At 69.1% G+C, this 23,482-nt stretch carries 17 protein-coding genes and 1 pseudogene; 11 read left to right on the top strand and 7 right to left on the bottom strand.

The annotated features are described in order from the left end of the window. Positions 1-33: 33 nt before the first annotated feature. The gene (locus tag AC5RUK_RS13285) at positions 34-837 is read right to left on the bottom strand and encodes an RDD family protein (protein WP_493987948.1); all 804 of its coding nucleotides are present in this window, start codon (positions 835-837) and stop codon (positions 34-36) included. 110 nt (positions 838-947) lie between these two features. Here AC5RUK_RS13285 and AC5RUK_RS13280 point away from each other — a divergent pair, with 110 nt between their 5' ends. Continuing rightward, positions 948-1,940, top strand: coding sequence for a stage II sporulation protein M (locus AC5RUK_RS13280; protein WP_494152437.1), 993 nt, complete (start codon positions 948-950; stop codon positions 1,938-1,940). Between the two features lie 133 nt (positions 1,941-2,073). Continuing rightward, positions 2,074-3,435, top strand: coding sequence for a TIGR01906 family membrane protein (locus AC5RUK_RS13275; RefSeq protein ID WP_494152436.1), 1,362 nt, complete (start codon positions 2,074-2,076; stop codon positions 3,433-3,435). A gap of 10 nt (positions 3,436-3,445) precedes the next feature. On the opposite strand, the gene AC5RUK_RS13270 is transcribed toward AC5RUK_RS13275, so the two are convergent. Further along, the gene (locus tag AC5RUK_RS13270; protein WP_494108073.1) at positions 3,446-5,257 is read right to left on the bottom strand and encodes an AMP-dependent synthetase/ligase; all 1,812 of its coding nucleotides are present in this window, start codon (positions 5,255-5,257) and stop codon (positions 3,446-3,448) included. Between the two features lie 49 nt (positions 5,258-5,306). Beyond that, a complete protein-coding gene (locus AC5RUK_RS13265; protein ID WP_494108072.1) occupies positions 5,307-6,950 on the bottom strand; it encodes a dolichyl-phosphate-mannose--protein mannosyltransferase in 1,644 nt (547 codons plus the stop codon). Positions 6,951-7,096: 146 nt separating this feature from the next. Between AC5RUK_RS13265 and rsmI the strand changes: the two genes are divergently transcribed. Continuing rightward, positions 7,097-7,981 carry a 16S rRNA (cytidine(1402)-2'-O)-methyltransferase gene (gene rsmI, locus AC5RUK_RS13260; RefSeq protein ID WP_494152435.1) on the top strand — a complete coding sequence of 295 codons (885 nt, stop codon included), beginning with the start codon at positions 7,097-7,099 and terminating at the stop codon, positions 7,979-7,981. Positions 7,982-8,201: 220 nt separating this feature from the next. After that, positions 8,202-9,683 carry an NAD-dependent succinate-semialdehyde dehydrogenase gene (locus AC5RUK_RS13255; RefSeq protein WP_494108070.1) on the top strand — a complete coding sequence of 494 codons (1,482 nt, stop codon included), beginning with the start codon at positions 8,202-8,204 and terminating at the stop codon, positions 9,681-9,683. Here AC5RUK_RS13255 and AC5RUK_RS13250 read toward each other — a convergent pair. Genes AC5RUK_RS13250 through AC5RUK_RS13240 form a run of 3 tightly spaced genes read right to left on the bottom strand, consistent with a single transcriptional unit; the run spans position 9,671 to position 14,459 of the window. After that, on the bottom strand, positions 9,671-12,037 hold the full coding sequence (locus AC5RUK_RS13250) for a transglutaminase TgpA family protein (protein ID WP_494152447.1): 2,367 nt from the start codon (positions 12,035-12,037) through the stop codon (positions 9,671-9,673). The genes AC5RUK_RS13255 and AC5RUK_RS13250 overlap by 13 nt on opposite strands. Before the next feature lie 5 nt (positions 12,038-12,042). After that, positions 12,043-13,416: a DUF58 domain-containing protein gene (locus tag AC5RUK_RS13245; protein ID WP_494152434.1), complete on the bottom strand. Its 1,374-nt coding sequence runs from the start codon at positions 13,414-13,416 to the stop codon at positions 12,043-12,045. A gap of 5 nt (positions 13,417-13,421) precedes the next feature. Next, a complete protein-coding gene (locus AC5RUK_RS13240; RefSeq protein ID WP_494152433.1) occupies positions 13,422-14,459 on the bottom strand; it encodes an AAA family ATPase in 1,038 nt (345 codons plus the stop codon). A gap of 150 nt (positions 14,460-14,609) precedes the next feature. Between AC5RUK_RS13240 and AC5RUK_RS13235 the strand changes: the two genes are divergently transcribed. The 5 genes from AC5RUK_RS13235 to AC5RUK_RS13215 all read left to right on the top strand — a co-directional run bounded on the left by AC5RUK_RS13235 (position 14,610) and on the right by AC5RUK_RS13215 (position 20,903). Beyond that, positions 14,610-15,563, top strand: coding sequence for a TatD family hydrolase (locus AC5RUK_RS13235; RefSeq protein WP_493987957.1), 954 nt, complete (start codon positions 14,610-14,612; stop codon positions 15,561-15,563). A gap of 329 nt (positions 15,564-15,892) precedes the next feature. After that, a complete protein-coding gene (locus AC5RUK_RS13230; RefSeq protein WP_494152432.1) occupies positions 15,893-17,005 on the top strand; it encodes a resuscitation-promoting factor in 1,113 nt (370 codons plus the stop codon). Positions 17,006-17,119: 114 nt separating this feature from the next. Then, on the top strand, positions 17,120-18,040 hold the full coding sequence (gene rsmA / locus AC5RUK_RS13225; RefSeq protein ID WP_494108065.1) for a 16S rRNA (adenine(1518)-N(6)/adenine(1519)-N(6))-dimethyltransferase RsmA: 921 nt from the start codon (positions 17,120-17,122) through the stop codon (positions 18,038-18,040). 18 nt (positions 18,041-18,058) lie between these two features. Beyond that, on the top strand, positions 18,059-18,994 hold the full coding sequence (locus AC5RUK_RS13220; RefSeq protein WP_494152431.1) for a 4-(cytidine 5'-diphospho)-2-C-methyl-D-erythritol kinase: 936 nt from the start codon (positions 18,059-18,061) through the stop codon (positions 18,992-18,994). Positions 18,995-19,067: 73 nt separating this feature from the next. Then, complete coding sequence (locus AC5RUK_RS13215; protein WP_494152430.1) at positions 19,068-20,903, top strand: ABC-F family ATP-binding cassette domain-containing protein; 1,836 nt, start codon at positions 19,068-19,070, stop codon at positions 20,901-20,903. 9 nt (positions 20,904-20,912) lie between these two features. On the opposite strand, the gene AC5RUK_RS13210 is transcribed toward AC5RUK_RS13215, so the two are convergent. Continuing rightward, the gene (locus tag AC5RUK_RS13210) at positions 20,913-21,404 is read right to left on the bottom strand and encodes a MarR family winged helix-turn-helix transcriptional regulator (protein ID WP_493987962.1); all 492 of its coding nucleotides are present in this window, start codon (positions 21,402-21,404) and stop codon (positions 20,913-20,915) included. A gap of 124 nt (positions 21,405-21,528) precedes the next feature. Here AC5RUK_RS13210 and AC5RUK_RS13205 point away from each other — a divergent pair, with 124 nt between their 5' ends. Together AC5RUK_RS13205 and zapE are read left to right on the top strand one after the other, a co-directional pair. Continuing rightward, entirely contained in the window at positions 21,529-22,104 is a 576-nt protein-coding gene (locus tag AC5RUK_RS13205) for an NADPH-dependent FMN reductase (protein ID WP_494152429.1), read from the top strand. Between the two features lie 221 nt (positions 22,105-22,325). Beyond that, positions 22,326-23,417 (top strand): annotated as a pseudogene (gene zapE / locus AC5RUK_RS13200) (cell division protein ZapE). The last annotated feature ends 65 nt before the right edge of the window (positions 23,418-23,482 follow it).

Here is a 23,482-nt window from a genome sequence, read left to right as displayed (position 1 = left end):
GTCCGCCCGGCCGGCCGGTCCGTGCGGCCGCTCCTAGTCCCGGAAGGGCAGGGAATGCAGCCGGGCGCCGCGCTCGGCGGCGCGTTCCTGCTGCCGGGCCAGCCGGGCAAAGTCGCGTTCGCGCCGTTCGGCCATCACTGCCAGCAGATACATCTCCGGCGGCGTCCCCGCCGGCGGCGGGGGAGAGACATAGCCGGAGGCCTCGTTGGCCAGGGCCGTGGCCAACCGCGCGCGGGACGCCGGAATCATCTTGGGCGCCTGGGAGAGGAACTGGACAATCCGGCGGGCCAGCGGTTCCGGCAGCCGCCCCATGTCCGCGAGCTTCACCCAGGGGGCCAGCTGCGGGGGAATTTCCGGCAGGATCTTCGGCATGACTGCGACGCGTTCCCGCATGCTGTAGGTGCCCGCGAGCAGGTCGCCGAGGCGCTTGGACCTGTCGTTGAACAGGGCCACCATGAAGGCCACGGAACCGAGCAGGATGTACAGTTCGAAGACAGCCACGAGGCCGCGGATGAGCGCATGCCGGAAGCGGATGGCACCGCCATCGTCACGCACGATCCGCAGCCCCATGATCCAGCGTCCCAGCGACTTGCCGCGGGTGAGCGTTTCCACGGCGATGGGCACGCCGACCAGGAAGAACAGCACCACCGCGATGACCAGCGCCCGGGCGGCCGCGGCGTCGAACCCGACCTCCAGGGTTTCCGCCAGCAGCACGAAGGCGGCGATCAGCAGGATCACGTTGGCCACCACATCGATGATCGAGCTCAGCGCCCGGACGCCGAACGACGCCGGCCGCAGTTCCAGCACTACCGCCTCGCCGGTGATGACGTTGCTCATCGGATCCCTTTCCCGGGCGGTCTGTGCCGCGCCCGGTTCCACTCTATCGATCCGAGGTATCCGGCCGGGCGCCGCCGGGAGCTTGGACGCGCGACGGATAGGCTAGTGGCGTGGATATCGATGCCTTCGCCGCGGTGCATGAGCACGATTGGCAGCGGCTGGACGAACTGAGCGCCAAACGCAAGCTCACCGGCGCCGAGGCGGATGAACTGCTCGTGCTCTACCGGCGCACGTCGACCCACTTGTCGATGATCCGGTCGGTCGCCGCCGAGGGCCAACTGTCGGCGGCCCTCTCCACCCGGCTGTCGCGCGCCCGGACGCGGTTCACGGGGGCGCGCTCCAACTTCGCCCGGGACGTGGCGGAGTTCTTCGTGTTGTCCCTGCCGGCCGCGTTCTACCGCCTGCGCTGGCTGACCGTGGCCATCGGCGCCCTGTTCATCCTGGTCGCCTGGCTGTTCGGTGCCTGGGTGGCGGGAAACCCCGACGTGATCAAGGCGATGGGGTCCAACGAGGAGATCCGGCAGTACGTGGATGAGGACTTCGTCAATTACTACTCGGAGAATCCCAACGCCTCGTTCGCCGGCATGGTGTGGACCAACAACGCCTGGATCGCCGCGCAGGCGGTGGCCTTCGGAGTGACCGGACTATGGGTGCCGTACATCCTGTTCATGAACGCCCAAGGCGTGGGCATGGCGGGCGGGATGATGGCCGCCTACGACCGGCTGGACGTCTTCTTCATCTATATTTTGCCGCACGGGCTGATGGAAATGACCGCAATCTTCATTGCCGGAGCCGCCGGCCTGCGGATCTTCTGGTCCTGGGTCTCGCCCGGCCGGCTCACCCGCGCCGCATCGCTGGCCAGGGAAGGCAGGTCGCTGATCACCGTTGCCCTGGGGCTGGTCCTGGTCCTCCTGATCTCCGGCCTGGTCGAGGGCTTCGTGACCCCCAGCGCGCTGCCGGACTGGCTGCGCCTGGGCATCGGCGTACTGGTGCTGGCCGCCTACTGGATCTACACCCTTGTGGTGGGCCGGCGGGCCTACCTGGCGGGGGAGCGCGGCGACCTGGGCCGGTTCGACGCCGGCGAGGCCGCCGCCACCGGGTAGCTGCGACCGGGCCGGCCGCGGCCAAACCGGCGATGGCCGGGTGGGCCGCCCCGGGGTGGCAACCGTGAAGCGTCGCCGGCCGGCGGTAGTCTCATAGGCAGAGAGGCCAGCGGTACAGAAAGAGGCGACGGACGTGGCAGTCGAAGAGGTGAACCCCGGCGGAGACGAACGCAGGGCACGGACAGCGCCGGGAGAAGGCCCTGGCATTGAACCCGAGCGCGCTCCGGCGCCTCCGGTCCCTGCGGTCAACGGTCGGTTCCGGGACGGCGCCAACCCGCTTCCCATGCGCCGGCCCAGCAGGCTGCCGGATCTGAGCGCCGTGTCAGACGGCCAGGGCACCGCGCGCGACGGCGGTGCTCCGGACGGCGCCGGAACGAAACCCCGGAGCGACGGGCCCGCCCACCTCGACGCCGCCGCGCCGGCCGCAGGGGGAGATGGTGCCGCTGCAGAGGCCGCCCGGACCGGAGCCCCGGCGGCGGCCGACGGTGCCGCCGGCAGTTCCGCGGCCGGACGGCCGGATCCCGCCGGAGCAGCGGCTGCCGCTCCGGGCGGAGGGCCCCGGAAGGCCGGCACAGCCGCCGCGGTCGGCCAGGGCCCGGCTGCCCCGAAGCCCCTGCCGGCGCGCCCACCAGTGCCGCCCGCCGGCACCGCCGCAGCTGCCGGCGGCAGCGACGCGAACCCGGCGACCGGTGCGCTCTCGGTACGCCCGCCGCGTTCGGAGGTTGTCCGGCGCACCACCGAACGCGACGAGGCCATGAACGCCAAACCGCTGGCCGGACGAATCCTGCAGGTGGTGCTGGCGGTGCTGTTCCCGCCGCTCCTGATCATCGGGGCCATCCGGCTCGTGGCCACGCCGCTGTTCCTCTGGGTCGAGTACCACCGTCCCGGGTTCCCGGCAGACAGCTTTGGCTTCAGCACCGAGGAGCGGATGACCTACGGCTCCTATGCGGTGGACTACCTGCTGAATTTCGCCGGCCCGCAGTACCTGGGGGACCTCCCCGGCCCCAACGGCGGCAGCCTGTTTCTGGACTCCGAGGTCAGCCACATGGCCGACGTGAAGGGCGTGTTCCTCGCGGCCATGATTGCCGGGGCGGTCCTGCTGCTCCTGGCCGTCGTCGCAGTGGTCTACCTGGCCCGCCGCTACCACGGAGGCATCCGGCGCGGCCTGTTCGCCGGTTCCGCCGCAACGCTGATCCTGGTCCTGCTGCTGGGCGTCCTGGGGGCGCTCAACTGGCAGCAGTTCTTCACCGAGTTCCACCGGATCTTCTTTGCCGACGGCACCTGGACCTTCTTCGTGGACGACACCTTGATCCGTCTGTTCCCCGCACAGTTCTGGATGGACGCCGGAATCGTCATCGCTCTGCTGGTGCTGATGATCTCCTCGCTGGTGCTCGCCCTGACCTGGCCGACCCGCGGGCGCCGGAACCGGAGCGCCGCGGCCGCCGAAGAACGGCGCCGCCGGCACGAACTCCTGCTCGCCCGCGGGCAGGACTGAGCTGCAGGCCCTAGCGGTACAGTGATTCGATCTCGCCGGCGAAGTCTTCCAGCACGGTGACGCGCTTGAGCTTCAGCGACGGCGTCAGGTGCCCGGAGGCCTCGGTGAGGTCCTGTCCCAGAACCGCGAACTTCCGGATCTGCTCGGCCCGCGAGACCAACTGATTGGCCTGGTCCACGGCTTGCTGCAGCTCGGCCAGGACCGCCGGGTCTTCCGCGGCATCGGCCACGCTGACCGGGCCGCGGCCGGCCGACGCAAGCCAGCCGGCCAAGCCCTCTTCATCCAGGCAGACCAGGGCCCCGACGAACGGGCGTCCCTCGCCGACCACTACCGCCTGCGACACGAGCCGGTGTTCGCGCAACGCGTCCTCCAACGGACCCGGAGCAACATTCTTGCCGGCTGCCGTTACCAGCAGCTCCTTTTTCCTGCCGGTGATGGTGAGGTAGCCGTCGTCGTCCAACGTGCCGACGTCCCCCGTGCACAAGAAGCCGTCCCGGAAGTACTCGGCATTGGCGTCGTCGTTATTGTGGTAGCCGGGGGTGATGCCGATTCCCTTGATCAGGACCTCGCCGTCGTCGGCGATTCTGATGGTGGTGCCCGGCAACGGCAGTCCCACGGTGCCGATCCGGTTGGCCCGGGGCAGGTTCACCGCTGCAGGGGCGGTGGATTCGGTCAGTCCGTATCCTTCCAGCACCGGCACGCCGATGCCGGTGAAGAAGTGCGCGAGCTTCGGATTCAGTGCCGAAGCGCCGGAGACGGTGTACTCCACGTGCCCGCCGAACGCCGCGCGCAGCTTTCCGTAGACGAGCCTGTCGAACACGGCGTGCCGGGCCTTGAGCGCCAGGCCGGGCCCGGCGCCGGTGCCGCGTGCCTGCGCATCCCGTGCCCGTGAATAGGCAACCGCTGTCCGCGCCGCCGCGTCGAAAATCCTGCCTTTGCCGCCGTCGTGCGCTTTCTGCCGGGCGGTGGCGTAAACCTTTTCGAACACACGCGGAACCACCAGCAGGAACGTGGGCTGGTAGGTGCCCAGGTCCTCGATCAACTCGGCCATGCTTGAGGTGTGGCCCATCTTCACTCCGGCGGTCAGGCAGATCACCTGCACGGCCCGGGCCAACACGTGGGCCAGCGGCAGGAACATCAGCGATTTTGCGTCCGGACGCTTGAGGATGTCCGCCAGGAACTCCACGGTGTTGACCGCCAGTTCCGCGAAGTTGCCATGGGTGATGATGCAGCCGCGCGGCCGCCCGGTGGTGCCCGAGGTATAGACCAGCGAGGCCGCGTCGTGCATGCCCCGGGAGGTCCGGCGCAGTTCAAGTTCCTCGTCGGTGACGGCGGTTCCACGGGCCTCGAGCTCAGCCAGCCCATCGGCCTCCCCGTCCAGCTGCCACACCGGGATCCCGGCCGGCAGCCCGGACATGGCCTGGCGCACCACGGCGGCCTTGGCGGCGTCCTCGGCGAACACCAGTTTCGCCGCCGAGTCCTGCAGGATCCACTGCACCTGGTGCGGGGACGACGTCTCGTAGATCGGAACCACCACCGCGCCGGCGAACCAGCCGGCCAAATCCACCACCGTCCACTCGAACCGGGTCTTGGACATCACGGCAATGGTGTCTCCGGCTTCGATGCCCGAGGCCATCAGGCCCTTGGCCACGGCGCTGACCTGAGCCAGGAGCTCGGCGGCCGGAACATCGGACCAGGCTCCGTTGCGCTTGACCGCGTAGAGCGCCCGCTGCGGGTCGCGCTGATGCTGGGCCACCAGGATGTCCGTAATGTTCGACCCGGCCGGCATCGCCGCCAGGACTTCGGTTACTGCTTCGCGCACGTCGTGCCCACTTTCTGAATCCGGTAAAAGTCGTGTCGTCTTGCCTGCATCAAATCCAACTTGGCATCCACATCCGCCAGCGCCACTGGTCGTAGCCGATCATCTCTGCGGTCCAGACCGGCAGGAAGAACGCCGACACCAGGAGCGCCGCCGCCACGAAGAGCCCTACCACCAGCACACCTTGGCGCCGGCGCCACGGCGGATCCGTCGGCCGGCCCAACGCCAGCCCGAGCACGTAGGTCAGGGCCAGCACCAGGAACGGCTGGAAGGAGATCGCGTAGAAGAAGAACGTGGTCCGGTCGGGGTAGAGGAACCACGGCAGGTAGCCGGCCGCGACGCCCGCCAGCACCGCACCCGCACGCCAGTCCCGCCGCCCGGCCCAGTAGAAGAGCAGCACCAGCAGCGAGGCAGCAGCAGCCCACCAGACGAGCGGGTTGCCGACCACAGTGACCGCCTCGGAGCAGCGTGTGGCCGCCCGGCAGGCGCCCTGGCCGGCCTCCTCGGCATGGTAGTAGAACGACGTCGGGCGGCCCATGAACAACCAGGTCCAGGCGTTGGATTCGTACGGGTGCTCGGAATCCAGGCCACTGTGGAAGGTGTAGGCGCTGCGGTGGTACTCGGCCAGCGAGCGCAGCCAGTCCGGCAGCCAGCCCCAGGTCGCGGACGGGTTCGACGCCGCCCAGTGTCGGTCGTACGCACCGTCCGAGCGCAGCCAGCCCGTCCAGGTCGCCAGATAGGTCACCGCCGCAGCCGGGATCATGGTGAAGAAGGCCGGCACCCCGTCGCGGATCACGCCTGCGGAGAACCACTCCCTGATCCCCGCGGCACGCCGGGCGCCAAGGTCCCAGAACACGCACATCAGGCCAAACACCGCGACGAACGCCAGTGCCGACCACTTGGTGCCCACGGCCAGCCCGAGGCAGACACCCGCCGCCAGCCGCCACGGCCGCCAGAGTACCCACGGGCCGTACAGCAGCCGGGCAGGGCGCGGCATCCCGGAGGGGCCTGCCTGCCGGGCGATCTTCGCGGCCAGCCGGCGCCGTCCGTCGACGCGGTCCAGCAGGAGCGCGCCGAACGCGGCGACCACCCAGAACATGAGGAAGACGTCCAGCAAAGCCGTCCGGGAGTGGACCAGATGGTGCCCGTCGATGGCCGTCAGTAAGCCGGCGACCCCGCCCAGTGCCGGCGACTTGAACAATGCCTGCGCGATCAGGGCGATCATCAGGATGGACAGCGTGCCGGTGAGCGCGGCGCCGAAACGCCAGCCGAAACCGTTGTCGGATCCGAAAAGCCACATGCCCGCGGCGATCATCCACTTGCCGACGGGCGGGTGCACCACATATTCGGGGGTATCGAGCAGGACATCCGGATTGCCCGCGTTGAAGGAGTCGTTGGCGTCTTTGGGCCATTCGCGTTCGTAGCCGGACTGCAGGTAGGAGTAGGCATCCTTGACGTAGTAGGTTTCGTCGAATACCAGCGAACCCGGTTCACCCAAGCGGTAGAAGCGCAAGACCCCGCCGAGGACGGCCGTGAGCACGGGAAGCAGCCAGGCCCAGAGGCCGAACGGGGCCGGAAGTCCGAGCAGCCGCCGGCGCAGCACCGCCTCGCTGAACGCCCATCCCGGGGACTCCAGCCAGTGGCCGCGCCGGGCAGCCGCAGCCGGCCGGGATGCGGTTCGGGTCACGGCCATCATGTTACCGACCGGTAGGTGCAGGGGTGCGCGAGGCCACGAGCCGGGACGTCGGCTGCCGAAGGGCGGTCCTCGCTGCAGTGGGGCACATACCGACTCTATATAAGCCGCCGGTGAAAGAGGCGAACGCCGCAGGTAGGGTTGTCCATGTGAATGAGCAGGAACGGGGCGCCCCGGCAGGGCGGCAGGCAGGGCAGATCGTGTTGGCCGGAACGCCGATCGGGAACGTCGGGGACGCCTCGCCGCGGCTGGTCGAGTTGCTCCAAACCGCCGATGTAGTCGCCGCCGAAGACACCCGCCGGCTGCACAAACTGCTGCAACTGCTGGGCATCACGGCCGCCGGCCGGATCATCAGCTACCACGAGCACAACGAGGCGGCCCGTACCCCCGACTTGCTGGAACTGGTCCGTGCCGGCAGCACCCTGGTGATGGTGACCGACGCCGGCATGCCGGCGGTCTCGGATCCCGGTTTCCGGTTGGTGGAGGCGGCCGTGGCGGAAGGCCTGCTGGTAACTGCCGTGCCCGGGCCCTCGGCCGTGCTCACGGCGCTGGCGCTGTCCGGCCTGCCCACCGACCGCTTCACCTTCGAGGGCTTCCTGCCCCGCAAGCAGGGTGAGCGCGCTGCGCGGCTGGCGGAGCTCGCCGCCGAGCGGCGGACAATGGTCTTCTTCGAGGCGCCGCACCGGTTGGCGGCCATGCTGCGGGCGCTCGATGCCGGGTTCGGCCCGGACCGCCGCGCCTCGGTATGCCGAGAGCTGACCAAGCTGCATGAAGAAGTGTTGCGCGGTCCGGTCCGCGAACTGCTGGAGTGGGCGGAAACCCATGAGGTGCGCGGCGAGATCGCCGTGGTGGTTGCCGGTGCGCCGGAAGCGGCACCTGAACAGCCCGAAGACCACGTGGAAGGCGTCAACGCGTTGGTTTCGCAGGGTGCCCGGCTCAAGGACGCGGTGGCCGCCGTCGCGGCCGATGCCCGGGTGAGCAAGCGCGAGCTCTACGCCGCGGTCCTGGCCACCCGGACCGGCGGCGGGCGCTGATCCTTGGCCGATGCAGGTGCAAGCGGCGGCCTGGGGTGTCGTAATCTGCGCGCTCTGTGACCTGACCCCGGCCGCCGGATTGGTATTGTCGATCTGCACAGTAGGGACCGTGGAACGTAGTGCACCTTCGCATTTACACCTGTGAAGCGGAACCCCTACCGTGAAGGAAACCGGGCAACTGTGCCCACGGACTCAATCCCGAACACTTGGAGGCACCGCCATGGCTGAAACCGCAGCCCGCGAAGCAGAACTGCTCGCCAAAGTACCCACCGGCCTGCTGATCAACGGCGAATGGCGCGACGCCTCCGACGGCGGGACCTTCGACGTCCACGACCCCGCCACCGGCAAGGTGCTGGCCACCTTGGCCTCGGCCACCAGCGAGGACGCGCTCGCAGCCCTCGACGCCGCAGACAGCGCGCAGGCAGCCTGGGCCCGCACGGCTCCGCGCCAGCGCGCCGAGATTCTCCGCCGCGCCTTCGATCTGGTGACCGAGCGCTCCGAGGATTTCGCCCTGCTGATGACCATGGAAATGGGCAAGCCGCTGGCCGAATCCCGCGGCGAGGTGGCCTATGGCGCCGAATTCCTGCGCTGGTTCTCCGAGGAGGCCGTCCGCGACTATGGCCGCTACCTGACCACGCCGGAGGGCAAGAACAAGATCCTGGTCCAGCGCAAGCCGGTCGGCCCCTGCCTGCTGATCACCCCGTGGAACTTCCCGCTCGCCATGGCTACCCGCAAGGTCGGTCCGGCCGTAGCCGCCGGCTGCACCATGGTGCTCAAGCCCGCCAAGCTCACCCCGCTGACCAGCCAGCTCTTCGCCCAGACCATGATGGAGGCCGGCCTCCCCGCAGGAGTGCTGAACGTGGTCTCCTCCAAGAGCGCTTCCGGCATCTCCGGGCCGCTGATGCAGGACTCCCGCCTGCGCAAGGTTTCCTTCACCGGCTCCACGCCGGTGGGTAAGCAGCTGCTCAAGGACGCCGCGGACAATGTCCTGCGGACCTCGATGGAGCTCGGCGGCAACGCCCCGTTCATCGTGTTCGAAGACGCCGACCTGGACAAGGCCGTCGAGGGAGCCATGGCCGCCAAGATGCGCAACATGGGCGAGGCCTGCACGGCCGCCAACCGCTTCCTGGTCCAGGCCTCCGTGGCCGAGGAATTTACCACCAAGTTCGCCAACGCCATGAAGGCCCTCAAGCCGGGCCGCGGCACCGAAGCGGACACCACGGTGGGCCCGCTGATCGATGGTGGCGCTCGCGAGGACGTGCATGCCCTGGTGACCGCCGCCGTGGAAGCGGGCGCAACCGTCAGCACCGGCGGCGGGCCCGTGGAAGGCGACGGCTACTTCTACCAGCCGACCGTGCTGTCCAACGTTCCGAACGACGCCGATATCCTGCAGAGCGAAATCTTCGGCCCGGTGGCCCCGGTGACCACGTTCGAAACCGAAGAGCAGGCCATCGCCTTGGCCAACGCCACCGAGTACGGCCTCGCCTCCTACATCTACTCGCGCGACGTGAACCGCATGTTCCGCGTCTCCGAGCAGATCGAATTCGGCCTGGTGGGCTACAATGCCGGCGTGATCTCCAACGCCGCCGCCCCGTTCGGCGGAGTGAAGCAGTCCGGAATGGGCCGCGAGGGCGGCGCGGAAGGCCTGGACGAGTACACCAGCGTCCAGTACATCGGCATCGCGGACCCCTACGCCCGGTAGGTCCGATCCGCCGACCGGCCGTCCTCACCGGGCGGCCGGCGGCGGAACAGCGACGCCGGCCAAAACAGCCCGGCCAGGCGTCGCCGCCATCCGGCCCGCTCCAGGAGCCGGTTTTTGACGGTTTCCACATCGGACCACCGGGCGGTTTCGGCGCCGCCCGGTGCCGGTGTCTCCGGAGCCGCATAGGCGGCCCGCTCGTAGCCGGCCCGCAGCCGCGCCAAGGCGGCAGAAGATTTCCCGGTGACCACGCCGGCGTCGTCGAGGCGCTGCTGGAAGGCCCTGGGTGTTTCCGTTGCCGCGGCCGCCCAGCCGAGGTCTTCCGCGGTATCCACGGCTTCCGCCCACGTGGCCACGGCGGCCCTCCCGCCTCCTCCGGCCAGCGCGGCCCTGCGCCAGCCGGTACGCCGGCGGCGCAGCACCAGCGGCGTCAACAGGAGGGCCAGCAGCATGGCCGCGGCTGCCGCCGACCACAGCCGTTGCGAGAGCATGTCTTCGCCCGCGGGACCGGCGCCCGAGGCAGCCGGATCTCCGGGGTCGTCGGTGGCGGCCGGAGGCGGCCCCGCCGGCCTGAGCGGGTCGTCGTTGGGAAGCACCGGGCCGCCGGCGCCTTCGGGCCGGGCGTAGGGTGGCAGCACTCCCCGTGACGGCGTGGGCTCGAAGGTGACCCAGCCAATTCCGCTGAAGTAGAGTTCCGGCCAGGAATGGGCGTCGCGGGAATCAATCTCGAATTCCTCCAGTTCCCCGCCGGCACCGTCGTCAAAGACCGCACCGGTGGGACGCCCCGGAGCATAGCCGACCGCCATCCGGCTGGGGATGCCCGCGATCCGGGCCATGATCGCCATCGTCGCGGCGTAGTGGATGCAGTAGCCGGACTTTTCCTCCAGGAACGCTGCCACGACCTCGAAACCGCTCTGGTCGTAGCCGCCGTCGACCGGCGCCTGTTCCGAGTACACGAACCCGGATGTCCGAAGGTACGTCTGGATGGCCATGGCCTGCTCGTACGGATTCTCCAGACCCTCCAGCACGGTCGCTGTGGTGTCCGCGATGATGCCGGGCATGCTGTCCGGGAGCTCGGAGAAGACGGGATCGACGACGGGATTGCTCGACGGCTCCGAAGCCCGCAGCGCTTCCCTCGTCAGCGCCGGCCTGACGCTGCGGACTTCGTACTCCTGGTTCGCGGTGGTGGTGCCGGACTCGCCGCGGATGTTGAGCGTGCGGGGATCCCAGCTCCACTTGCCTCGGACGCCCGAGACGCTCGCCGGAGCGTAAGGGGCCAGCAGCCAGGGGCTGGTGAAGGATGCCGTACTGATCCGCGTGGTGGTCACCTCTCCATCGGCCAGCAGGTTCCGCACGCTCGGCACCCCGAGTTCGTCGATGCCGGTGCGGCGGTGGCCGTCGAAGTCGCTCGGGCTCCAGCGCGCGCCGGTAAGGTTCTCCAGCGTGACCGAGCGCAGGTAGAGCGGTTCCTCCGCATCGGTGGCATAGGTCATCCTGCCGAAGGCGCCGGGCCGCCGGAGGTTGTCGCCCAGGCTCACCACCGGATTGAGGCCGGTCGGCGCACCCCAATTCAGCCGCGAACCCTCCGGGAACAATCCGGACGTGAAGCCCGGGATGGCCAGCGGGAGCACCAGCGAGACCGCGAGACCGGCCGCCGCTATGCCGGAGGCGCGGCGGATCTGCTCGACGGAGGCCAGCCGGCCCCTGCCGCTGCCCCCGGCGGCCAGCCATTGGGCGCAGCCCAGCAGCAGCAGATAGCCCGCCGCGGCGGCCAGGAAACCCGCCGCTCCAATGCTGTTCGGTTTGATGATGGCCGGAACGATGGCCAGGCCCAGCAGTCCCAGTCCGCTGATGGCGGGCATCTGCAGCGGAACCGCCAGCGTATCCACCAGCAGGGCGATCAGCCCCACTCCCACGCACGCCGCCAGCGCGATGCCGTCGTTGACCAGCACCGGAGCGACCTGCGAGACAACGGTGTCCCGGGCTTCCTCCATCATGGGATCCAGGGCAGCGAACGTGCCGGGGCCGGGGATCACGCCCAGGAAACCGGTCGGCGCCAAAAACATCGCCGTGACCGACATCACCAGCCCGGTCAGTCCCAGCAGGGCCCCGGCCAGCGCCGACCAGTCCAGCCGGCGGGCCAGCCCGGTGCCCGCCTCGGTGCAACAGACCGTCACGGCGGCTTGGAACAGCCAGCTCCACCCCTCGAGGACCCCGTGCAGGCTGGCGGCCGTGAGCAGGACGGCAAGTGCGACGGCGGCGCTCATCAACCACGGTGCGACGCCGGGGGAGGGCGGCCGCCCGCCGTCCCGGCCGGGTGCTTCGGGGCCGCGGAGTTCTGCCTGTTTGTCCACCATGAGGGTCACGGGGCCGCTCCTGTTCCCACCGGTTCGATCCGGTCGACCAGGTCGAAGTGCGCCCAGGCGGCCGGCAGCGAGGCCTTGGGGCTGACCGCCACGGTCCGCCAGCCGCCGGCGCGGAGCACGTCCATGACGGGCCGGGCCTGTTGCGGACTCTCGGTAACGATCAGGGCGAAGGCATGGGAGCCGAAGGCGGCGGCGGGGGCCAGCAGGCGCGCTTCCCCGGCGCTGATCTGGCCCAGGACCGCGACCAGCGGGCCCTTGTACTTGTGTGCCGCAAGTTTGTCCATCAGCCGGTCCCCGAAGGCGGGCTCTCCCGGGTGCCGGTCGGACTTCTTGTGGTCTTCGGCGAGCCCCAGCGCGGCCAGCCCCTCGGCGAGGTCCTGGTAGCCCGCCGGCCCGTCGAATTCCTCCTGGCCGGGCGACGGGGCCGAGGGAGACTCCCGTACTGCTGCCCGGGCATGGACGTCGAGGAACCGGACGGTGTAGTTGCGCTGCAGGAAGTCATTGGCAGCGGAGGCCACAGCAGTGACGGCCCACTCGAAGGAGGGCGAGGTGTGCAGCAGGTCCCCGTGCTGGCCCGGGCCATCGCCGAAGACGGGCAGCAGGCCGGTGCCGTAGGCCGAGGCCCGCCGGTCCAGCACGATGGTCGCCTGCGGCGTGGTCACCGATTCTTCCTGACGGACCATGAGCTCGCCTTGGCGGGCCGTCGCCGCCCAGTGGACCCGGCGCATCGGATCGCCGTACCGGTATTCGCGGGTCATCACGTCGTCGTCGCTGGGGTTGGCTTGTCGCCGGGTGCTTGCCGTGCCGTCCGAACCCCGTGCGCCGGTCAACGAGGTGGCGGGCAGTTCCAGCGGGGACGGGGTCACCACCAGCGGGCTGGTTTCCCCCAGCTGGTGCCGGTGGTTCGCCAGCCCAAAGGGGTCGGAGAAATCCGCCGTCACCGGCCCGATCGCGAACAGCCCGCGCTTGCTGGAACGGAGCTTGTATTCGTACACGCTGGCCCCGGAACGGGACGGGTGCCGCGCCGGAAACCGGAAGGACGGGGCCTTGCCGAAACGCAGCGGCAGCTGCTCTTCCATGTACACGAGTCCCGCCAGGCCGCCGCTGCGGCGCACCGACAACCGCACCTGGACCACGAGGCCGGTTTCGACGGCGGCGGGCCGGAACTTCCGCTCCACGGTGAATTCCGGCTTCAGGAGCACCATCGCCGCGGCGGCCAGCAGCGGCAGGCCGATCAGGAACACCCCCAGGGTGAGCAGGTCCCGGCGGCCCAGGATTTGCGCCAGCAGCAGTGCCAGCACGCCGGCCGCCAGCAAGCCCCACCCGCGCAGCGTGACATACCGGGTGGGCAGCCAGCCGAACGCGTCCATGGCCGTCAGGAGGAAGCGCGGCGGGATTCGCCGCCCACGGGAACCTTGGCCAACACTGAGGCCACCACGCTGGAGGCATCTTCGCCGGCCGTCATGGCCTTGCGGTCAAGGATCAACCGATGGGCCAGCACGGCCTCGGCAACGGCGGCTACATCGTCGGGGAGGACGAAGTCGCGGCCGCTCAGGGCCGCCGTCGCCTTGGCCGCACGCAGCAGCTGGAGCATGGCCCGCGGGCTCGCTCCCAGCCGCAGGTGCGGATGTTCCCGGGTGGCCCGGCCAATGTTGACCGTGTATTCCTTCACCGCGGGCGAGACGTAGACATCGCGGACCATGGCCACCATGCTGCGCACCTCGCCCACCGTGACCACCGGCCGGACCGACTCCAGCGGCGAGACGGACTGGTGGGTCTCCAGCATTTCCATTTCGGCGCGGGGATCCGGATAGCCCATCGAGATCCGGGCCATGAAACGGTCGCGCTGGGCCTCCGGCAGCGGGTAGGTGCCCTCCATTTCGATCGGATTCTGGGTGGCGATCACCATGAAGGGCGTGTCCAGCGGGTAGGTGTTGCCGTCCACCGTGACCTGGTGTTCCTCCATGCATTCGAGCAGCGCCGACTGCGTCTTGGCCGAGGCGCGGTTGATCTCGTCACCGATGACGATGTTCGCGAACACCGGCCCGGGGCGGAATTCGAACCGGTGCATGTCCTGGTTGTAGATGGAAACACCGGTGACGTCGGAGGGCAGCAGGTCCGGCGTGAACTGGATCCGGTGCACGCTGCAATCGATGGTCTTGGCCAGCGTCTTCGCCAGCATGGTCTTGCCGACACCGGGCACATCCTCCAACAGCAGGTGCCCTTGGGCCAGCAGCACGGTCAGCGCCAGTCGTGCCGCCTCCGACTTGCCGTCGATGACGGTCTCGATCGCTGCCCTGATCCGGCCGCAGGCGTCGTGGAACTCCGTCAGTGCGAGGCCCTCGCCGGTCCCCAGGCCCGTTCGATCGGAGTGGACGGTCCCGGCCTCTGCCATGTGCTGCTGCGTATCCATGAAAGTACCTTCCGGTGTGCCTTCCCCGAGGGCCGGTTGTTCCAACCCTACTTGTTGGCTGTGTGATGCGGTAGACACTCGGACGCTGCTTTGGCGCGCCCGCTTCCCTTCACGCCGGTACCGCACCCGGCGCTTCAGTAGGCTGGAATCATGTCCAATCCTCCAGCCGCCGTTGCCGGCGAGACTCCTGCCGCCTACACAGTTGACAGCACCGCAGCCCGGACGACGGCGGTGCGGAGCCCCACCGAGGGGGACGGCCGGCGTCGTGATCTCAGCTATCCGCCGGCCCCCGAAGCGCTGCCCGTGCCGGTGATGGACAACCACACACACCTGGACTTCCGCGACGGGCTGGTGGCGGTCACGGTCCGGCAGGCGATGGACGCTGCCGAGGCGGTCGGCGTTGCCGGCGCCGTCCAGGTGGGCTGCGATCTGGAATCCGCCCGCTTCACGCTGCAGGCTGTCGAGGCCGAACCGAGGCTGCTGGGCGCGGTGGCCATCCACCCCAATGACGCACCCCCGCTGGCCGATGCGGGGACGCTGGAGGAGGCCTTGGCGGAGATCGAGTCGATAGCGTCGCACCCGAGGATCCGGGCCATTGGGGAAACCGGACTGGACTACTACCGGACCGGACGCGGAGGCCGGGGCGCCCAGCAGGAATCGTTCCGCCGCCACATCGACATGGCCAAGCGGCTGGGCCTGGCCCTGCAGATCCATGACCGGGACGCGCATGACGACGTGGTGCGCGTGCTGCTCGAGGAGGGCGCTCCCGACAAGGTTGTCTTCCACTGCTTTTCCGGTGACGCGGCGCTGGCCAGGACCTGCAACGACAACGGCTGGCACATGTCCTTCGCCGGAACCGTCACCTTCAGGAATGCCGACGGCCTGCGTGAGGCCCTGGCGACCGCGGAACCGGCCCTGGTGCTGGCCGAGACCGACGCGCCGTTCCTGACCCCGCATCCCTACCGGGGACGGCCGAACGCCAGCTACCTGGTGCCCTACACCATGCGCTCGATGGCCGAGGTCCTCGGGAAGGACCTGGCGCAGTTATGCACAGAGGTGGCGGACAACACGCGGCATGTCTACGGCTCCTGGCAGCAGGAATAGCACGCGGTATTTTTCCTGGCCGGACCGTAAAACGGGCACGTCGGCGCGCTCGAACGAGGGAGGCAATCCCATCGGCCGGTGCTGGCGGCCGATGGGCCCCGCTTGTCGCCATGTCACGTTTCGATTACGGTAGGTAGCTAATGGCCGGGGTCGGGGAAGGCAACCGGACATTGTGACACCCGTGGCGGTAGCCGTTGGACGTTCCGTTCGTACGCCCAAACATCCGCTGCGGGTGCTGCCTGCACTCGCACCGTGCCGTTAAGACCGGCACGTCCCACGCGCGTGTTTTTATGTCCCCGTGCCCGGAAACTGCAACAGATTCGGGAACCGTGACAAACGCGCTGAAGAACCGCTGGGTGAAGATCGCCGGCCAGGTCGTCGTCATGAGCGCCCTGGTCCTTGGACTGGTGGCCTTTGTGGGCAATAATAAGTCGGTCACGCTGACCGTGGACGGGCAGGCCAGCACCGTATCCACGTTCGGTTCCACCGTTGCAGACGTGCTGGCCGAATCTGAGGTGCACGTCGGCGAGCTCGACGACGTCACCCCGGCGGTGGGCGAAGAAATCACCGACGGTGCCAGCATCGAAGTGGTTACCGCCAAACCCGTGGACGTGAACGTGGACGGCGAGGCCTCCACCGTGCACACCACGGCCGCCACCGTCAAGGAACTGCTGGACGAACTGGAAGTCAACGAAAAGTCGGCCCTGTCCGCCCCGCTGACCGCCGAACTGGCCTCGGTGGGCGCGGTGACCATCTCGACGCCGAAAAATGTCACCCTTGCGGTCGACGGCGAGACCCGCAAGGAAGTCACCACCGCGACCACCATCGGCGACCTCCTGAAGGAACAGAAGATCAAGCTGGGCAAGGAAGACAAGCTCTCCGTTGCCGCCGCCGAGCCGGTTGCCGAAGGCACCAAGGTCAAAGTGACCCGGATCGACCGGGAGCGTGTGGAGGAGGCCGAGTCCGTCCCGTTCGAGACGGCCACCACGACGAACTCCGCCATGTACGAGGACGAAGAGAAGGTCACCCGCGCCGGGGAAGCCGGCGAACGCGTCAAGGTCTACGAAGTCGTCCTGACCGACGGCAAGGAAACCGACCGGAAGCTGGTCAGCGAGAAGGTCACCCGCGAACCGGTCAGCCAGAAGATCACGGTCGGCACCAAGAAACGCCCGGCCAAGGTCAACAACGCCAACGTCGGCGGCACCTGGCAGGCGCTCGCCGAGTGCGAGTCCGGCGGCAACTGGTCCATCAACACCGGCAACGGCTACTCCGGGGGACTGCAGTTCAGCGCAAGCTCCTGGCTCGGCGCCGGCGGCGGCAAGTACGCGCCCTACGCCTACATGGCCACGCCCTCGGAGCAGATCGCCACCGCCGAGGTGCTGCGCAGCAACGGCGGCTGGGGCCACTGGCCCGCCTGTGCCGCCAAGCTGGGACTGCTCTAGGCATCCCGCCGGCTATCCACCGGCCTCGGGCCCGGGCCTTGCCGCCCGGGCCCGAGGTGCGTTAACCGGGCGGGGCCGCCGCGGCAGCGGACCCCGGCCCGATACGATGGCACAGTGACAGAACCCCACTCCGCATCCGGCACCGACTCCCGGCACGACGCCGGGGACGCCGCGCCCGCCCCCACCCGGCCCTTGCTCGGAGCCGCCGACGTCCGGCGGCTCGCGGCCGAACTGGACGTGCGTCCCACCAAGACCCTCGGGCAAAACTTCGTGATCGATGGCAACACCATCCGCCGGATCGTGGCTGCCGCCAATGTTGTCCCCGGCGAGACGGTCCTGGAGGTCGGTCCCGGCCTGGGGTCGCTCACGCTCGGGCTGCTGGATGCGGCCGGGCATGTGGTCGCCGTCGAAATCGATCCCAAACTCGCCGCCCGGTTGGAACGCACAACGGCCGAATGGCGTCCCGACGCCGCCGGGCGCCTGGACGTGGTGCTGGCGGACGCGCTGCGGGTCACCGAACTGCCCAAGGCCCCGGATGCGCTGGTCGCCAACCTGCCCTACAACGTGGCCGTGCCGGTGGTGCTGCACCTGCTGGAGCACTTCCCGTCGCTGCGGCACGGTCTGGTCATGGTGCAGGACGAGGTGGCCGACCGGCTCGCGGCCAAGCCCGGCTCCAAGATCTACGGTGTGCCCAGCGTCAAGGCCGCGTGGTACGGCACCATGCGCAAGGCAGGTGTGATCGGCATGAACGTGTTCTGGCCCGCTCCCAAGATCGCTTCCGGGCTCGTGGAGTTCACCCGCGGGCAACCGCCGGTGACCCGCGCCCCCCGCCGTGAAGTGTTTGCCGTCATCGATGCGGCGTTCGCGCAACGCCGCAAGACCCTGCGCGCCGCTCTGGCCGGCTGGGCCGGCAGCGCCGCCCGGGCCGAGGAAGCACTGCGGCTGGCCAACGTGGACCCAAGCGCCCGCGGAGAGGTGCTGGACATTGCCGCCTTCGCCCGCATCGCCGAGTTCAACCATCCGCTTGTCGGCTAGGAAGGTGGCGGCACCGATATGACCAGAACACGTCCCGTCCGCGTCATGGCACCCGGAAAGATCAACGTCTCCTTCCGGGTCGGCGGCCCCCGTGCGGACGGCTACCACTCGGTGGCCAGCGTTTATCTGGCGCTCTCGCTGTACGAGGAGGTCACCGCCACCGCACGTGAGGATGATGCCATCACCGTCAGCGTGCGCAACGGGCCCGGATTGGAGTTTGATCTGGCCGGCATTCCGCTGGATGGTTCCAACCTGGCGGTGCAGGCCGCCGACCTGATCCGCGAAACCTCCGGACACCCGCAGGGCGTGCACCTGGAGATCACCAAGCGGGTGCCAATCGCCGGCGGCATGGGCGGCGGCTCCGCCGACGCGGCCGCGGCCCTGGTGGCCTGCAGCGCACTCTGGAACACCGGCTACTCGCGGGATGAGCTGATCGGCCTGGCCGCCGGGCTCGGCGCGGACGTGCCGTTCGCGCTGCACGGCGGAGTGGCCGTCGGGCTGGGGGTCGGGGACCGGCTGACGCCGGCGCTGGCGCGCAGCGAAATGCACTGGGTCCTGGTACCTGCCTCGTTCGGTTTGTCGACGCCCAAGGTCTACGCCGTGGCCGATGACCTGCGCGCCCGCCGCGGCCACGTCCCGGACGAGCCCGAGCATGTGGACCCTGCGATCCTGCAGGCGATGCAGTCCGGCGACGTCCATCAGCTGGCGGGGTGCCTGCACAACGACCTGCAGGAGGCCGCCATCGAACTGGCTCCCGAACTGGCCGATATCCTTGAACTGGGCAAGGCCGAAGGCGCGCTTGCGGGCCTGGTCTCCGGTTCCGGCCCGACGGTAGCCTTCCTGACCGCCGGACGGCGCGAGGCGGCAGAGCTGGGGCAGCGGCTCTCGGATGTCGCCGGTGTGGTTGCCCTGCCGGTCCGCGGGCCGGTGCACGGCGCCCGCATCATGGCCTGACCGCCCGGCCCTGCCCCTGGACGCCGGCGGCGGCCCGCCTCCGCATCCACCAACGCAACAGAAAGCAGCATCCTTGGTCCACCTGCTCGGCGCAGAAAACGTCAGCGTCTCCTTTGCCACCCGCACCATCCTGGACTCGGTGTCCCTCGGCCTCAACGATGGGGACCGGATCGGCATGGTCGGGCGCAATGGCGACGGCAAGTCCACCCTGATGCGGCTGTTGGCGCATCGCGCCACGCCCGACGACGGGCGGGTCACCAAGCGCGGCGATGTCAACGTGGGCTACCTGGACCAGCAGGACGTGCTGGACGGAGACCTGCCGGTCGGCGTGGCGATCGTCGGCGAAGCCGCCGAGCACGAGTGGGCCTCCAACCCGCGGATCCGCGAAATCATGAACGGCCTCGTCGGCGACGTCGACTGGCACGCCACGGTGTCGTCCTTGTCCGGCGGGCAGCGCCGCCGGGTCGCGCTCGCCAAGCTGCTGATCGAGCCCCACGACGTGATCATGCTCGACGAGCCGACCAACCACCTCGACGTCGAGGGGGTCGCCTGGCTCGCCCGGCACCTGCAGACGCGGTGGCGCCCCACCGAGGGAGCTTTCCTGGTGGTCACCCACGACCGCTGGTTCCTGGATGAAGTGTGTACCCGGACCTGGGAGGTCCACGACGGTACCGTGGACCCGTTCGACGGCGGGTACGCCGCGTACGTGCTGGCCCGTGCGGAACGCGACCGGACGGCCGCCGTCGTCGAAGGCAAGCGGCAGCAGCTGGTGAAAAAGGAGCTCGCCTGGCTGCGCCGCGGTGCTCCCGCCAGGACCGCGAAGCCGAAGTTCCGGATCGAAGCCGCCAACGAGCTGATCGCCGATGTGCCCGAGCCCCGGGACGCGGTGGCCCTGAACAAGATGGCCACCGCCCGGCTCGGCAAGGACGTGCTGGACCTCGAGCAGGTTTCGTACACGCCGCCGCTCCGGCCCACGGACGGCGACGACGGACCCGCCGCGCTCTTCGACAACATCACGCTGCGGCTGGCACCGGGAGAACGGCTCGGCCTGGTGGGCGTTAACGGGGCGGGCAAGACCACCCTGCTGCGGCTGCTGAACGGCGAGATCCACCCCACCGCCGGCAAGGTCAAGCGCGGCAAGACGGTGCAGACGGCCATGCTCACCCAGGAAGTCCGCGAACTCGATGACGTCTCGGATCTGCGCGTGGTGGAGGTGATTCAGCGCGAACGCCAGGTCTTCAACATCGGCGGACGCGAAGTCTCCGCAAGCCAGCTGGTGGAACAGCTCGGCTTTTCCAAGGAGAAGCAGTGGACGCCGGTGCGGGACCTGTCCGGCGGGGAACGGCGGCGGCTGCAACTGCTGCGCCTGCTGGTCGGCGAGCCAAACGTACTGATGCTGGACGAGCCAACCAACGACCTGGATACGGACACGCTGGCGGCCGTGGAAGACGTGCTCGACGGCTGGCCGGGCACGCTCGTGGTCGTCTCGCACGACCGCTACCTGCTGGAACGGGTGACCGATCACCAGGTGGCGCTGCTGGGCGACGGCAAGCTCCGCGGGCTGCCCGGGGGAGTGGACCAGTACCTTGAGCTGCGCGAAGCGGCGCTGGCCGGCAGGTCCTCGCCGTCACCGGGCACCGGAGGCGCCGGCGGCGGAACGTCCTCCGGTTCCGTACACAGCGAAGCCGACAAGCGCCAGGCCAAGAAGGACCTCAACCGGATCGAGCGCCAACTGGGCAAACTGGGCCAGCAGGAGGACAAACTCAAGGAGCAGATGCACGCGGCAGGCGCCAAGGCCGACGTCGACTTCGCCGGGCTGGCGGAGATGAACCGCAAGCTCCAGGAAATCGCCGAGGAGAAGGAGGGTTTGGAGATGGAGTGGCTGGAGGTCTCCGAAATCCTGGAGTGAGCCCTCGGCTCAGGACGACTTGCCGGTGTTCCCCCAAAGGCCCGCGTCGCGGATGGACTGCTGGATCTTGGTGGTCGCCGAGAGCAGCGCCTCGCGTTCGGCAGCCGAGAGCGGATCGAACACGTTCTCCCGCACGAAGCGGACGTGCCCGGGTGCGGCCTGCCTGATGGCATCCCAACCGGCATCGGTCATCGAGATGTTGAAACCCCGTGCATCCGTGGCACAAGCCACCCGCTCCACCAGTCCGCGCGCTTCCATCCGCTTGAGCAGGTGGGACAGCCGGCTGCGCTCCCAGTCCAGCTGCTGCGCGATGTCCCGTGCCCGCATGACGCCCTCGGCCGCCTCCGACAGGGAGGCCAGGACCGAATACTCCACGCCGGACAGGTCGGAGTCGCGCAGCAACTGGCGGTCCATGGCGGACTCGAAGCCCCACAGCAATTCGCGGAAGGCACGCCAGATCTCTTGCTCGTGGTCGTTCAGCCAACGGGTGTCGGAGTTCACGACTGTCCCTTCCTCGTCTTTGGTTGACAATTCAAGTTTCGGCCCTGCATAATTGACGTGTCAACAAAACCATGACGTGTCAACATTGTTGGCGCGTCGGGACCAGACCTCGAAGGGGTTATTTATGACCAAGATCGCTATCGTTACCGGCAGCACCCGTCCGGGTCGTGTCAACAAGCAGGTTGCCGATTGGGTTCTCGCCCAGGCAGCCGGCCGCACCGACGCCGAGTTCGAGGTCGTCGACATCGCCGACTTCAACCTGCCCCTGCTGGACGAAGCTTACCCGGCTGCCTACCAGAACTACCAGAACGACCACACCAAGGCGTGGTCGGCCAAGATCAGCGAGTTCGACGGCTTCATCTTCGTCACCGGCGAGTACAACCACACCGTCACGCCGGCCCTGACCAACGCCCTGTCCTACCTGAACCTCGAGTTCAACAACAAGGCCGCCGGCATCGTTTCCTACGGTTCCATGGGTGGCGCCCGTGCCGCCGAGCACCTGCGCAACATCCTGTCCGAACTGCAGATCGCCCACGTGCGCAACCAGGTCATGTTCTCGCTGTTCACCGATTTCGAGAACTTCGCCGACTTCAAGCCGACCGAGCAGAACGCCGGCACCCTGGCGCCGATGATCGACCAGCTCATCCCGTGGACCAAGGCCATGGAGTCTGTCCGCGCCGCCGCTGTCGCCGCCAACTAACCTGCGGTCCCCGCGGCACTGCGCCGCATGACGCTCCGCACGGCAGGGCGCTCCGTGCTTCCCCTCAGGGAAGCCGGGGCGCCCTGACCTGTTAAGGCTGGACGGCCGGGACAGGGTCGCCGGAGGGTAGGGTTTCGGGGGTATCGGGACAGGAAGGACGCGTCGTGGACGCAGGAAACGTTGCGGCCGGCCGGCAGGGCAAGACCTGCAGCGGCCGGCCGATGCTCGGCCACCTCGAGCAGGCCGCCTCGGCAGCAGGCTTCCGCCTCGATGACGACCAGCACAAGACCGCCCGCCTGCTGGCCGATGCCGCCGCGCGGCTCCGCGCAGGAGAGCCCGCGCGGCCGGGCGAGCACCGCGGGCTGTACCTGTGGGGTCCGGTCGGGCGGGGCAAGAGCTGGTTGGCCCGTACATTCTTCTAGGCCGTGGACGTGCCGGACAAGCAGCGCTGGCACTTCCACGACCTGTTCCGAGAGCTGCACGCCCGCCGCCGCGATGCGCAGGACCCGGCGGCGAGGCCGCCGGGCACCAGCGCCATCGAGGTGGCCATCGACGGCTTGCTGCGCGACTGTGCCCTGCTGGTGTTGGACGAATTCCACGTCCACGATCCGGGGGACGGCCAGTTGCTGGCCCGGCTGCTGCGCGAAATCCACCGCCGCGGCATAGTGCTGGTCACCACCTCGAACTATCCGCCCGACCAGTTGATGCCAGGCGAGGCGTTCCATGCCCTGTTCGAGCCCATTATCGCCCTGATCCGCCGCACCATGCACGTTGCCCCCATCGCCGGGCCGGTCGACTACCGCACGCAGCCTGCCGGGCGGACCCGAGGCCGGGACGACGACGGCGGTGCCCGCCCCGCGGGGTTCGGCGACGGTGCGATGGTCATTGCCCCGGATGGTCCCGAGGACCCGCGGGTCGCCGAGGCAGGCCTTGAGTGGCCGTCCCCGGCAGAGGCGCGCGACCTGCGGCCGGGGAGCTGGCCGCTGCAGGTCCTCCGGACCACTCCGGCCGAATTGTGGTTCGATTTCCGCGACCTGTGCGAAGGCCCCACCGCCGCCTCCGACTATTTGGGCCTGCTGGCGCATGCCGCGCACTGGATTATTTCCGGTGTGCCGGCCCGGGAAGGGATCAGCATGAACGGTTGGCAGCGCTGCAGCAATATCGTGGACATCCTTTATGACGCCGACGTGCCGCTGACGGTCATCAGCGCGGAGCCGCTTGACCTGGGCCCGTCAGCCAGCCCCTCCGCCGTCGACATCTCCCGCATTGCCAGCCGGTTGGGCACCCTCGGCCGCGTGGGCGCCGGTCGCTGACTGCCGTTCCCGCCGGTCGCTGACTGCCGTTCCCGCCGGTCGCGCCCGGCGGGACAGCGCTACGC

It is taken from the genome of Arthrobacter sp. Y3223065, assembly GCF_059090885.1.
This window is presented reverse-complemented; position numbering and strand designations above follow the sequence as displayed.